This is a genomic window from Aminobacterium sp. UBA4987, assembly GCF_002396985.1.
Lineage (GTDB): Bacteria > Synergistota > Synergistia > Synergistales > Aminobacteriaceae > Aminobacterium > Aminobacterium colombiense.
Window position 1 is genome coordinate 433,062 of record NZ_DGZF01000009.1, and the last position, 11,851, is coordinate 444,912.

Annotated in this window: 13 protein-coding genes; 6 read left to right on the forward strand and 7 right to left on the reverse strand. The window is 42.0% G+C overall.

Translation table 11 applies throughout. From position 1 onward, the window contains the following. Positions 1 to 653: 653 nt before the first annotated feature. Complete coding sequence (locus B2U56_RS06255; RefSeq protein ID WP_286952823.1) at positions 654 to 881, forward strand: hypothetical protein; 228 nt, start codon at positions 654 to 656, stop codon at positions 879 to 881. A 421-nt stretch (positions 882 to 1,302) separates the two neighbouring features. Here the strand turns inward: B2U56_RS06255 and B2U56_RS06260 are convergent, their stop codons facing one another. After that, complete coding sequence (locus B2U56_RS06260) at positions 1,303 to 2,295, reverse strand: ornithine cyclodeaminase family protein (RefSeq protein ID WP_286952824.1); 993 nt, start codon at positions 2,293 to 2,295, stop codon at positions 1,303 to 1,305. 13 nt (positions 2,296 to 2,308) lie between these two features. After that, positions 2,309 to 3,085, reverse strand: a complete 777-nt coding sequence (locus tag B2U56_RS06265) for a transporter substrate-binding domain-containing protein (RefSeq protein WP_286952825.1) — start codon at positions 3,083 to 3,085, stop codon at positions 2,309 to 2,311. Between the two features lie 130 nt (positions 3,086 to 3,215). Here B2U56_RS06265 and B2U56_RS06270 point away from each other — a divergent pair, with 130 nt between their 5' ends. Continuing rightward, positions 3,216 to 4,295 carry an NAD/NADP-dependent octopine/nopaline dehydrogenase family protein gene (locus B2U56_RS06270; RefSeq protein WP_286952826.1) on the forward strand — a complete coding sequence of 360 codons (1,080 nt, stop codon included), beginning with the start codon at positions 3,216 to 3,218 and terminating at the stop codon, positions 4,293 to 4,295. A 139-nt stretch (positions 4,296 to 4,434) separates the two neighbouring features. Beyond that, complete coding sequence (pncA, locus tag B2U56_RS06275) at positions 4,435 to 5,016, forward strand: bifunctional nicotinamidase/pyrazinamidase (RefSeq protein ID WP_213700894.1); 582 nt, start codon at positions 4,435 to 4,437, stop codon at positions 5,014 to 5,016. 81 nt (positions 5,017 to 5,097) lie between these two features. Here the strand turns inward: pncA and feoB are convergent, their stop codons facing one another. The 4 genes from feoB to B2U56_RS06295 all read right to left on the reverse strand — a co-directional run bounded on the left by feoB (position 5,098) and on the right by B2U56_RS06295 (position 8,390). Beyond that, positions 5,098 to 7,131 carry a ferrous iron transport protein B gene (gene feoB, locus B2U56_RS06280; RefSeq protein WP_013048632.1) on the reverse strand — a complete coding sequence of 678 codons (2,034 nt, stop codon included), beginning with the start codon at positions 7,129 to 7,131 and terminating at the stop codon, positions 5,098 to 5,100. A gap of 2 nt (positions 7,132 to 7,133) precedes the next feature. Further along, the gene (locus tag B2U56_RS06285) at positions 7,134 to 7,424 is read right to left on the reverse strand and encodes a FeoA family protein (RefSeq protein ID WP_213700895.1); all 291 of its coding nucleotides are present in this window, start codon (positions 7,422 to 7,424) and stop codon (positions 7,134 to 7,136) included. A gap of 68 nt (positions 7,425 to 7,492) precedes the next feature. Further along, on the reverse strand, positions 7,493 to 7,714 hold the full coding sequence (locus B2U56_RS06290; RefSeq protein WP_286952827.1) for a FeoA family protein: 222 nt from the start codon (positions 7,712 to 7,714) through the stop codon (positions 7,493 to 7,495). Further along, positions 7,701 to 8,390, reverse strand: a complete 690-nt coding sequence (locus B2U56_RS06295; protein WP_286952828.1) for a DtxR family transcriptional regulator — start codon at positions 8,388 to 8,390, stop codon at positions 7,701 to 7,703. The genes B2U56_RS06290 and B2U56_RS06295 overlap by 14 nt, the downstream gene beginning before the upstream one ends. 179 nt (positions 8,391 to 8,569) lie before the next feature. Here B2U56_RS06295 and otsB point away from each other — a divergent pair, with 179 nt between their 5' ends. After that, complete coding sequence (gene otsB / locus B2U56_RS06300; RefSeq protein ID WP_286952829.1) at positions 8,570 to 9,538, forward strand: trehalose-phosphatase; 969 nt, start codon at positions 8,570 to 8,572, stop codon at positions 9,536 to 9,538. A gap of 100 nt (positions 9,539 to 9,638) precedes the next feature. Here the strand turns inward: otsB and B2U56_RS06305 are convergent, their stop codons facing one another. Beyond that, on the reverse strand, positions 9,639 to 9,797 hold the full coding sequence (locus B2U56_RS06305; RefSeq protein ID WP_013048626.1) for a hypothetical protein: 159 nt from the start codon (positions 9,795 to 9,797) through the stop codon (positions 9,639 to 9,641). Positions 9,798 to 10,130: 333 nt separating this feature from the next. Here B2U56_RS06305 and B2U56_RS06310 point away from each other — a divergent pair, with 333 nt between their 5' ends. Beyond that, on the forward strand, positions 10,131 to 11,018 hold the full coding sequence (locus B2U56_RS06310) for a sulfite exporter TauE/SafE family protein (protein WP_286952830.1): 888 nt from the start codon (positions 10,131 to 10,133) through the stop codon (positions 11,016 to 11,018). Between the two features lie 131 nt (positions 11,019 to 11,149). Next, the gene (locus tag B2U56_RS06315) at positions 11,150 to 11,812 is read left to right on the forward strand and encodes a helix-turn-helix transcriptional regulator (RefSeq protein WP_286952831.1); all 663 of its coding nucleotides are present in this window, start codon (positions 11,150 to 11,152) and stop codon (positions 11,810 to 11,812) included. Positions 11,813 to 11,851: the final 39 nt, after the last annotated feature.

Below are 11,851 nucleotides of genomic sequence, written 5' to 3' on the forward strand. Positions count from 1 at the left end.
TAACAAACTAAGAGAAAGTGTCTTTTAACTATAAGAAAAGAGACTGGTAACATTCTTGGGTCAAAAGATTATCAGCATTAATTAATGAAAGAGAGATACGCAATTATCTTAACCACATGGTGAAAAAGAGCGTGGAAGGCACGTTGAACAGTCTTCTGGATGCCGAAGATGCGTGCGAGGCAAGTCGGTGCGAACGATCTCCAAAGTGGGTGGACACCAGGGCAGGATATTACGCCAGCTAGCTTCACAAGAAAGCGGATGAAATCACCCGCAAGGTGTCGAATCTGAGTCGTCTGTCCTTCGAAACATCCATAATAGAGCGGCATTGGAGAGAAACATCCGTTGAGGAAGCTATGATATAAATGTACCTGATAGGAGTTTTCGTAAGGCGAGTGGAAGACATCACAGAATCCCTTGGGGGAAACTAGAAGCGGTTGGGTCTTTTTTAAGTCTTCTCAGATAATGTTGAAGAGTTAATTGAATCAGAAGTATGCATTGATTTATGCCAATCGCATTTCTAACTGATTTGTATTTTGCTAGATTAAAGATGGAGTAAAATAAAGGTTACATATGCTTCGTTTATATAGAGAGTTTAACAGATAGAATTAATTCACTAACGAGAAGAAATATTGCTTAAAGGGAGGCGATGACCAATGTTGTTTTTTTGCATTGTATGTTTAGCTCTTTTGGGGTTGTTTATTCTCTTCCAAGACAGAAATACAAAAGGTGCAACAAAAAGAAATACAGATAATGAACTTCAGATGGATCAGGATACTCAAGGGGATTTGAATACCGTTATAGCTCAAAAACCCGCTATTAAAGAGGATATTCATCGAATTGATTTTTGGCATGAAAACGAAGGGGAAGAATGGTGGAGATAGACTTTTTCTCCTATATCTAATGATATCAGTTTCTAAGTCAGCCAAGCATTGAGGATATTTATTGTGAATCACAGTATGGATAAAAAATAGAGTACATTAATGTCTTTTTTGGAATACCTTGGAGCAAGGTACTTAATTATTGTAACTTTCACAACGACTTTATTAGCGCAAAAGGCTGTCGTTGATTAATGCAAACACGTGACAAGAGGTACGTAAATGCCTTAGCTCTCCATATGGATGGGTGAAAGCCCCTATCCAAGCTTTGCTATTTAGTAAGCCTCTTAGGCCAAAACGTATTCCAAGTTTTATCTTTCGACATAAAAAGCAGCCCCCTTTCGAGGGCTGTCGAGGACTTGTTGTTTTAATGGTATGAAAAGAGAATGATGTTATTTGAGCAAAATAGCAAGGTTAAATGAAATAATTATATAGCGAAATTAAATGTGTCTCCTATCCCTTCCTTTTCCGCTCGCTGTAAAACAACTGATGCCACAGCAACATCCATAGCACCTGTCCCAATAGGAACACAAAGAACGCGAGAAGAGGACGAAGCAGTGAGCTTTTTTGCACCTACTGACAATTCCCCCAACGTAGCCGTAATATCCTCTTGCGACACTTTGCCAGCTTCTGCGAGATCCTTTAATGCCCCGCGGTGAAGGCACTGCGCCACATGGTCTACAACAATGTAATCCGCAGTCAAAAGAGTCTCATCTTCGCACTCCTTATAAGACCCCATGGGGAAGAGCACTGTTCCAGGTTCAAACCACGTTTTTTTAAAGAAGCCATCTTTTGCATGAGTTACAGTTATAACGGCATGACCTTGAGCTGCCTCTTGAGGTTGGGTGCAAATCGTAATTTTCCCCGAGATCTTGCTGCCCATCTCTTCCGCAAATAGTTTTGCAGATTTAGGTGCAACATCATATATTTTTAATTCGTCTATATCGAAAACTTCTGAAATAGCGGCTATTTGGGTGCGCCCCTGAACTCCTGCTCCAAAAAGCCCCACTGTTAATGATTTTTGTTCCGGATAAAGATATTTTAAAGCGACAGCTGTTTGGGCGCCGGTTCTCATGTTTGTTATCAGGGTACCGTCGAGAACTCCAGTAAAGATGCCATTTCTTGGGTTGACTAATACAATGATAGCGCTTACATAAGGCAACCCCTGCTTAGGGTTATCCATCCAGCCTCCTGCCCATTTGATGCCGGCTGTATCTACCCATCCTACATATGCAGGCATAGAGTTTATATCTGCGTGATAGGGGGGATATGGAGAACTTTCGCCTAAATCCAATGTTCCTTTCGTTGGGTTTATTACAGTTCCTTCTCCCATACCTTTATATGTTTTATCAATTATTTCTACGACATCATGCATCGTAATCATTTTGCTTATTTGAGATTGACACAACAACCGAGCCATTTTTTACTTCCCCTTAGTCTATCTGATATCTTTTCTTGAGCCCTAAAAGCTCCCCGCTCTTTTTCATTTCATCCAGAACTTTGTTGAGAGCTTCCTGAAAAGTCGTGTCACCTTTCGGAATAGCTAAGGCAATGCCTTCCCCTTGTTTATGTATAAAGTTCCGAAAACCAATTTTCAACGTGCTGCCAAAGGCGTCGTTATTTCTAAGGTATGCATTGGCTACTGTAAGATTAACAACACAAAAATCTGATCGTCCCAATAAGACTTCCCTCAAAGCATCGTCATTTTTCTGAAAACGTTTAATTTCTTTTGGAAGTTTCGTATTAGTAATAAAGATATCTTGCGCTGTTCCGATTTGAACGGTAGCTACTTTGTCTGCAAGATCCTCTATTTTAGATATGGATTCATCATCTGATTTTGTAACAAAGGCATTTTCAATTTCATAGTAAACATCGGAAAAATCAACCTTTTTTCTGCGCTCTTCCGTATTTGTCATTCCCGCGGCAATCATATCAATTTTTCCGGTAAGCAAAGCAGGAATAAGGCCGTCAAAAGACATGTCAACAAGTTCTACGTCCTTACCTAAATGAGCTCCAAGAGCTTTAACGACATCGATGTCATATCCTACAATTTCATTTTTCTCACTTCTGTACTCGAAGGGGGGGTAAGTTGCCTCTGTCCCCACACGGATCACGGTACGATCCATTACCGATTTCGCGGCTAAAGAGGGAGCAGCAACGATTAAAGACATAATCACACTCAATATGAAAATTTTTGATGTTTTCAACATTTGTAGCGCCTCCATATATGATAATATATTTTTTGCTATGAAACGGAAGAAGTGCTTATTATAACTTAATTTTATTTTATAGTCTATGAGTGTAATTCGGTTTATTAGTTTTAAAATGGAGGCTTTAACGATGACTAGAATAACAGTGCTTGGAGCAGGGAACGGCGGGCAAGCCCTCGCAGGAGATCTTGCCTCACAGGATTTTGAAGTAACACTTTTTGAGCACCCTCAACTAGAGCATAAAATAGCAGATTTGAAAAAAAGTAAAACCATCACTTTAACAGGAATAATGGAGAAAAAGGGGCATCTTGCCAACGTAACGACAAGTGCTGAAGAAGCTATAAAAGGAGCCGATATTATTTACTTTCTTGCTCCGAGTTTCGCTCAAAAACCAATTTTGGAATCAATAGCTCCTTATATAGAAGACAATCAAAAACTTGTACTTATGCCAGGGAATTTTGGTTCACTCGTTTTCAGAAGCCACCTTAAGAAAATAGGAAATACTACATCTTTGAAAATGGCAGAAGCCGACACCATGCCCTATGCATGTCGTTTGGAAGCACTTGGAAGAGTCAACATATGGGGTATAAAACAGCATCTTTCCATAGCTACTCTGCCTGGAAATCAGACTGAAACTTTTATATCTCAAATACAACAGGCCTTTCCTATACAACTAAAAGCAGCTCCTAACGTCATAGCTATAGGTTTATATAATACAAATATGATTCTCCACTGTCCCACTATGATTATGAATGCGGGAAGAATCGAGTCCGAAAACGGCAATTTTAGATTTTACGGTGATGGCATGACAGAATCTGTCTGTAGCGTTATGGAAGCGATGGATCGGGAACGCATGTTCATTGGGGAAGCACTTGGAATAGATCTACTGTCGACTATGGACGATATGAAGAAACTATATAACCTTGAGGGAAAAACTTTAAGAGAAACTATTTTGAATAACAGCGTTTACTGTGGTCACGGAACGGATGCACCAACTTCAATGAATTACAGATATCTCATAGAAGATGTGCCCTATCTTCTCGTTCCTGTTTCGGCCTTGGCACAAAAATTAGGAATTGCCGCTCCTACAATTAATAGCATCATTCATTTATCAAGCGTCGTAAATGGTCAAAACTATTTTGAGACAGGAGTAGGACTAAAAGAACTTGGTCTGGAAAACGTTTCTGTAGAAGAAATGCGCACATTGTAAGTTTTATATCCTTATAAAAAATCGTTATATATCACTATAAAAAATCTAATCCTGTCTGGAACGCCATATTGAAGTTACATTGCCGAAGTGATTCGCTTCGGCTTTTTTATTTTATAATAACAGGAGAGGTGATGACCCTATGGCTATTACAACTGGAGATGCGCTTATTGTAGTAGATGTTCAGAATGATTTCTGTGAAGGGGGATCGTTAGCTGTTCCTGGCGGGGAGGACGTTGTGCCTGTGATTAATGGCCTTGTTCAATATTGTGAAAGCCGCCACATCCCCATGTTTTTCTCCAGAGATTGGCATCCAGAGAACCATATAAGTTTTAAGGAACAAGGGGGACCGTGGCCGCCCCATTGTGTTCAGGGACAGAAGGGGGCAGCCTTTCATCCCGAACTGTACATTCCTTCAAGTGCAGCGGTTATAAGCAAGGCGGCTAGCCCGGATAAAGATGCCTATTCTGCTTTTGACGGCACTGAATTATTGGAAATGCTCAGGGACCAGTCTATTTTAAGGGTGTTTATCTGTGGCCTTGCAACAGATTATTGTGTAAAAAGCACCGCCCTTGATGCCTTGAAAGAAGGTTTTGAGGTTTTCATAGTTACAGATGGGATAAAGGGCGTAAATGTTCAGCCTGATGACAGCAGCCGTGCTCTTGAAGAGCTTGATCAGCAGGGGGCCTGGCTTACCACAAGTTACGAGGCGGTGGAGTTTTAAATAAGTAAAGAGGCCTCGAAAGAGGCCTCTTTACTTATGCTGGGTTTGAGAGGATTGGTGCTTTAAAACATTTTATTCGTTTTATGACAAACCGAGTAGCAACTGCCCTCCCTGATAAACGATAACGGCGGCGCCATATGCTATGAGAGTAGTGTATGCGATCATAAAGAAGGTCCATTTCCAACTGTTCGTTTCCCGTTTAAAAGCCGCTACGGCAGCGATACACGGAACATAGAGCAGTGTCATTACAAGAAAAGCATAAGCGCTTAAGGGAGAGAAAAGGGCTGGCAATGCTGATGCAAGACCTGCTTCGCCTCCAGCTAGTAATGTTCCGAGAGTTCCTACCACAATCTCTTTTGCAAAAAAGCCGAAGAAGAGTGCTACGCCAGCCTGCCAGAAACCGAACCCCGCAGGAGCAAATAGAGGAGCCAGCATGTCTCCAATACGGCCGACAATGCTTTCGTGAGAGCCATACTCAACTCCAAGAGGGAGGCTAGCCATAACCCAAACGATAATAACGGCTCCAAAAATAACAGTCCCAGCTTTTTTCAAAAACAGACTGGCACGCTCCCAGGCGCTCTTTAATACAGAACCAGCCTGGGGCAGGTGATATGGGGGCAGTTCCATTACAAATTGTGACGATTCTCCTTTAAAAAGAGTACTGCCCAACACCTTGGCTGAAATGACAGCTATTGCAATTCCAAGTACGTACAACGAAAATACAATGGTTCCAGCATGGTTGCCAAAAAATATACCTGCAAAAAGCAAATATACAGGAAGTCGGGCAGAGCAGCTCATAAAAGGAAGAACCAAAAGAGTAATCATGCGGTCGCGGGGGCGTTCCAGAACGCGGGTAGCCATAATGGAGGGGACATTACAGCCGAAGCCCATTAGCATGGGTATAAAACTCTTTCCGTGCAGGCCCATTGCTCTCATAATTCTGTCCATAACAAAGGCACCTCGTGCCATATAGCCAGAATCTTCAAGAATGGCGATAAAGGCAAAGAGGACCATTATATGTGGAAAAAAGACTACAATTGACCCTACACCTCCAATAACGCCGTCTGCCACAAAACTTCCCGCAAAAAGTGGAAACCCGGCAGTTTCCATTAAAAATGCGATTCTTTCTCCCAGTGCCGAAATAGTTCCGTCGAGATAATCCGCAATAGGATCACCTACTGCGTAAGTGAAGCGAAACATGAACCAAGTAATAATAAGAAATATGGGCAATCCCCAAATCTTATGGGTTACAATTCGGTCTATTTTGTCAGAGGGAGACAGGTTTTTCTTTAAAGAAAGATTTCGTTCTGCGACTTTTTGTGTAATGGCGGAAATGAAATTCCAGCGCCGTTCTATAACGGCGGTTAAGAGATCGTAGCCAAGCTCCAGTTCCAGACGTTCGTTTTCTTCTTCCACAATGGCCGTAACCTCTTTTGCTTCTCCTAATTTTTCAAGCATGGAGATAATCAAAGGATCCCCTTCTGCTATTTTTATGGAGGCTAAACGACGATCAATGTTTGCTTCTCTCAGCAGTGCAGAACTTACGTTTTTTGCTATCCTGTCCAAAGATTGCTCTACCTTCTCGCCATAAGGTATGGCAAGAAGAGATAGGGAAACGCCATTTTCAAATCTGTCCTTCACTCTTTTAACAAGGTCCTCTAAGCCTTTTCTCTCTCTGGCCACAGTGGGAACAACTGGAACTCCCAACGCTTTTTCCAGTTTCTCGCGATGGATACGGATGCCCTTGTTTTCTGCAACATCAGCCATGTTTAACGCTATGATCAGAGGCTGCCCGGCTTCGAGCATTTGCACCACAAGATAGAGGCTTCTTTCTAGATTTGAAGCATCTACCACAGTGATGGCAAGTTCAGGTTTTTCTTTAATGAGGAATTCAGACGCTACCTGTTCATCTATGGAAGCAGCTCCCAGGCTATAAATTCCTGGCAAATCAACGAGAGTAAAGTTCATTCCCTCGTAGGAAAAATGCCCTTCTTTTCGCTCAACGGTAACTCCAGGCCAGTTCCCAACATGCTGTCTGGAGCCTGTCAAAAGATTGAACAAACTTGTTTTTCCTGTATTAGGATTGCCGGCCAAAGCCAGAGTTATGTTGCCCATAGTTAATGACACCCCCAACATGTTTTGCAATTACCGTCGCAACCACCCAATTCGATTTTCCTCACCAGAATACTTTCAGCTTCATATACTCTAAGGCTCAGTTCATAGCCACGAAATGAAACAGATATAGGGTCGTTCAGGGGGGCCTTTCGTTGTATTAAGAGCTCAGTTCCCGGCACAAGGCCCATTTCCAGCATTTTCCGTTTCAGTTCAGGATTCCCATCGACACGAAAAACGATAGCAAGACTACCCGCTGGCAATTCGCTGAGTAGAACTAACTTTGGAGTACCCATATCTCCACCTCTTTGTTTGATTGATAAAACATTTAAAATGATAAAAAAAAGAGCGGTGCTCTTTTAGGCTAAATTTCCCTGACAAAAATGCGATTCCCCATGCCCTGTCCAAGGGCAAGACGAGTTTCACCTATTTTAAGCAAAAATGGGCCGCCGCCCGTACGCAAAACAGTAAATACAGAACCTGGCAATAGACCTAATTCTGCCATTCTTTTGCGAAACGACATTCCTCCCGCAAGATTCTCAACCTTTACAACTGCGCCTTCTCTAACGAAACTAAGAGGCATCATGGCTTTCATTCTCCTTTTTTCGCCGTACCCACACAGTTGCGGCTTCACCGCGTCGTAGCGCAAGATTTCTGCCCCCAATCTCAAATTCCAGAGGATCTCCAAGGGGAGATGCTTTTGAAAATGTAATTTCTGTTCCAGGGACAAGGCCCATTTCCATAAGTCGTTTTCTGAGCAAACCGTTTGAAGTTACTCGATTTACAATACCCTTCATGCCTGGTTTCAGTGCGACAAGAGGAGTGGGAAGTCTGGAAGGGTCATCCATTTCAACGCGCAGTTCTTTAAACCACGCGGCTCCTTCCCTCAAAGCCTGACAAAAATAATCTGTCAGGGCAAATAACCTGCCATCGGTTTCGCTATCCATTTCATGCTCCATAATACATGCCAGATTTTGAGCTTTTTCTTTGTCAAAACCGAGAATTTCAGTAAAGAGAAAAGAAAGATGAGCATGTCGTCTATAAATGTTCAATGCCTGTTCTCTGCCTTTTTCTGTTAGAGCTACAGCACCGTATCTCTCGTGGTCGAGCATGTCAGCCTCTACAAGTTTTTTTATAGCGGAAACCACAGTGCCCTTCGTGACGTCCAGACGTTCAGAGAGGAGTGTTACAGTGGCTTCGTCACCATGCATTTCAAGGGCAAAAATTTCTTCAAGGTAATCTTCTATTCTTGACGATACCATAGCAATCTTCTCCTTTTCTCGTTGTTTCGAGAAAAGTTTAACCCGTCAAACTCTTTGTGTCAAGGCTATAAAATATGATTGCCTTTGAACAGGCACAATATTAATCCTAAAGAAAATTCTCCTTTAGGTTACAATACATTTGTAGCCTGTTTCCACACTCCTTTTTCGGGGGGTTGACTATGAAGTTAAGCAAAGTGAAGTCTAACAACAATAGCAAAAAGGAACAAAAAGTACATAAAGTGCCTGAAGAAAGGGGAATTCATTCGAATGTGCTTCCCATGAAAGCCCCAGCGGTAGGAGTGGAGTTGTCAGACAACGCTCAGCCTATGGAGAAGATTCCTTCTGCCATGGGAATTGTGGAATTCGTAGAAAAAAGACTACAGAATTCCAGTCTTTTCATTACTCTTGATTATGATGGGACCTTGGCACCTATCGTAGATAGACCTGAACTCACTGTTTTCTCTTCAGAAATGAAACATGCTCTGAAAAAGTTAGCTATGCGATTTCCTGTTGCTGTTATAAGCGGCCGGGATCTGAAAGAAATTAAAGATTTGATAAAGCTCGATATTGTGGTTTTTGCAGGCAGCCATGGCTTTGATATATTAAGCCCTCACGGTGAGATCTCTTATCAGGTTGGGAAAGAGTATCTTCCGATATTGGATAGAGCCCAAAAATTTCTTGAAGAAAAGTTTAAAGATATAGAAGGAGCTCTCCTTGAGCGGAAAAAATTTTCTCTTGCCCTGCATTATCGTCTCGTTCCATCCGATCGTGTTAAAGAAGTGGAGTTTCTTGTAGATAGGGTTCTAGCCCGCGAGCCAAAATTAAAAAAAGGGCTCGGGAAAATGGTTTTGGAGCTAAAACCAAATCTTGACTGGGACAAAGGCAAGGCCATTATATGGTTGGTGAAAGCTATAGGGCTGAATATTGAAAGAACGCTTCTTCTTTATATTGGAGATGACATTACTGATGAGGACGCTTTTAAAGCCATCAGGCATACTGGGTTAGGCATTGTTGTAAAGGATGGTGAAAAAGAGCGTAAATCACTGGCGGAGTACAGTTTAGAGAACACTCTAGAAGTCAGGGATTTTCTTGAAAAGCTCGCAAAACTTTCCTCAAAAAATAAAAAGCATGACGACTTAGAGCGATAGTGGCACTTACTTGAAAAACGAAACAGGCCTCTTGCTAGAGGCCTGTTATAAGGTTACTTTTAAAGAAACAATGATGTCCCTCTAAATCAGCATGTTGTCCCTAGATAGAAGCGGTGCTTCTTAGAACCTGAAGCCCACGGGAAGTACGAAGCATAATTCGTTCCACAACATGTCCGTTGTGAAGCTCGACTGCTTCTAAACGACCCTCAGGGGTTATCCAGAAGGGGACTTCATTAACGTAAACAAGTTTCTTACTCATAAAAATAAACCCTCACCTTTCTTACAAATTCCGATATAAGCGACACATGCGGTATGACGTTTCGGTACCATCGTGACTGCATGGCGGGAAGTGCCGCAAAATAAAAAAGGCCGTTCCAACTTTCCAGAACGGCCTTTTAAACTTTTCTGGTTAGAATACAGCTCATATTATACCACACATTGAAAATTCCCTTTTAAAAGTTGAAATAGGCATCTAAAAGCATGTCATGGCTAACAAACAAAAAAGTGTTATATTGACAATTATGTTGAATTTATATAAGATGCCTTGCGAACGCAGTGATTGGCGGTGCTATCACTTAAAATGGAGGGCAAAATGGTCGGAGTGCTGCTCGTATTAATTACTCTTGTGAATGGTCTTTATGCTTTCAAGTTTGCCGCAGATTTTTTGAAACACAAAAAAGATGCATGGGCAGAACCGGGAAACAATGTTTTTCTGGCATTATGGGGGGCTATCACGTTTTTTCTTGCAACTTTTGGTATTTCTGATTTTGCCCTCTCCACGATTTTGTATCGGGCTAGAAAACTTACAAGCGATTCGAAACTTCCCGGAACATTGAATACCCAATGTGTCATTCCAGTAGCGATAATGGCCCTCGCTTATATTTCTACCATTCGAGTGGATACGGTAACGCTTGTTTCATGTATTGTGGCCCAGATGCTTGGAGCTTATATCTGCCCTCGTTTTGCAGTAAAACTTCCAGCAGAGACAATCAGGACTTTTATGGGAGTAGGGTTTGTTTTAACTTCTGTGTTAATTTTGGCTGGAAAGTTCAATATAATTCCTTTAGGTGGAGATGCTACCGGTCTTTCCGGTGCTAAGCTCGGCATAGCTTGGGTTCTTCTCTTTGTGTTTGGAGCCTTGAATAATGTGGGAGTCGGGTCTTGTGCCCCCACGATGGCAACAATTTATGCTCTTGGCGTGAATCCAGCAACAGTATTTCCCATAATGATGGGGGCGTGTACATTCTCTGTTCCTATGGGTGCTATGGAGTTTATCCGCCTAGGACAATACGGGCGTAAAATCACACTTTTCTCAAGCATTTTCGGTGTTGTAGGTGTTCTCGCCGCTGTATCTATTGTTAAAAGTTTGAACCTTGCAGTCCTTCAGTGGATTGCTGCCGGTGTCGTCCTTTATTCTGGCGCGTCAATGCTCTATGAGGAATTTTTTAAAAGGAAAAACTATTGTGAAAGCAGGGTCTGAGAGATCGTTACACAATGTTGTTAATATCCCTGGATGTCTTGTGTAATAGAAAAGAATGCCATGATACAATGTGGGGCGGAGAATTCCGCCCTTTTTTGTTGGGCAGGTACGCAGAAAGGCAGGGTGCTGTAATGAAACAAAAGTGCCATCCTCTGTTGCTTCCACTTATACCAGTTGTACAAATGTTAGATCGGACTTTGGGGATTGATTACGAGATTGTGCTTCATGATGTTTCAGGTCCAAAGCATAAAATAGTAGCTATAGCTCATGGAGAACTAACGGGACGTACAGAACAATCTCCCCTTACTGAGTTTGGCACCAGTTTGCGAGAAAATGACGAATATAAAGATGTGGATTTTATTGCGAATTACCCTTCCAGTGCCTCTGACGGCCGCCCTATGCGTTCGAGCGTAACGCTGATACGTGACAGAAGAAATAAGGTTGTTGGTTTGTTTTGTATAAATTACGATATGACTCGAGCACGAATGCTGAAAAACCTTTCTGAAGAACTGACTAGAATTGTTCCTTTATCATCCTCATCCGGAGCTTCAGTTGAGACTCTTGTGCCAACTTCTGACTCGCTGCTTAAAAAAATGATTGACGAGACAAGGGCTCAGCGTGGCGGAAGACCACTTCGCTATACGACCAAACAAGAGAAACTCGAGATCATCCAGTCTCTTGAGGAAAAGGGTTTTTTCAGGTTGAAAAGAGCTGTCGATACATTGTGCAAAGAACTTGGGAAGAGCCGTTTTACTATATATGGATATTTAAGAGAGATAAGAAAAAGCAAATAGTTTTCTAGTTTGATGAGGAAGCTTTGGCTCTTTATCAGA

Coding starts and splice junctions, on each gene's coding strand:
- B2U56_RS06260 (WP_286952824.1), bottom strand. CDS start 2,295: ATGGCTCGGTTGTTGTGTCAATCTCAAATAAGCAAAATGATTACGATG.
- B2U56_RS06265 (WP_286952825.1), bottom strand. CDS start 3,085: ATGTTGAAAACATCAAAAATTTTCATATTGAGTGTGATTATGTCTTTA.
- otsB (WP_286952829.1), top strand. CDS start 8,570: ATGAAGTTAAGCAAAGTGAAGTCTAACAACAATAGCAAAAAGGAACAA.
- B2U56_RS06315 (WP_286952831.1), top strand. CDS start 11,150: ATGAAACAAAAGTGCCATCCTCTGTTGCTTCCACTTATACCAGTTGTA.
- pncA (WP_213700894.1), top strand. CDS start 4,435: ATGGCTATTACAACTGGAGATGCGCTTATTGTAGTAGATGTTCAGAAT.
- B2U56_RS06285 (WP_213700895.1), bottom strand. CDS start 7,424: ATGGGTACTCCAAAGTTAGTTCTACTCAGCGAATTGCCAGCGGGTAGT.
- B2U56_RS06290 (WP_286952827.1), bottom strand. CDS start 7,714: ATGATGCCTCTTAGTTTCGTTAGAGAAGGCGCAGTTGTAAAGGTTGAG.
- B2U56_RS06310 (WP_286952830.1), top strand. CDS start 10,131: ATGGTCGGAGTGCTGCTCGTATTAATTACTCTTGTGAATGGTCTTTAT.
- B2U56_RS06305 (WP_013048626.1), bottom strand. CDS start 9,797: ATGAGTAAGAAACTTGTTTACGTTAATGAAGTCCCCTTCTGGATAACC.
- feoB (WP_013048632.1), bottom strand. CDS start 7,131: ATGGGCAACATAACTCTGGCTTTGGCCGGCAATCCTAATACAGGAAAA.
- B2U56_RS06295 (WP_286952828.1), bottom strand. CDS start 8,390: ATGGTATCGTCAAGAATAGAAGATTACCTTGAAGAAATTTTTGCCCTT.
- B2U56_RS06255 (WP_286952823.1), top strand. CDS start 654: ATGTTGTTTTTTTGCATTGTATGTTTAGCTCTTTTGGGGTTGTTTATT.
- B2U56_RS06270 (WP_286952826.1), top strand. CDS start 3,216: ATGACTAGAATAACAGTGCTTGGAGCAGGGAACGGCGGGCAAGCCCTC.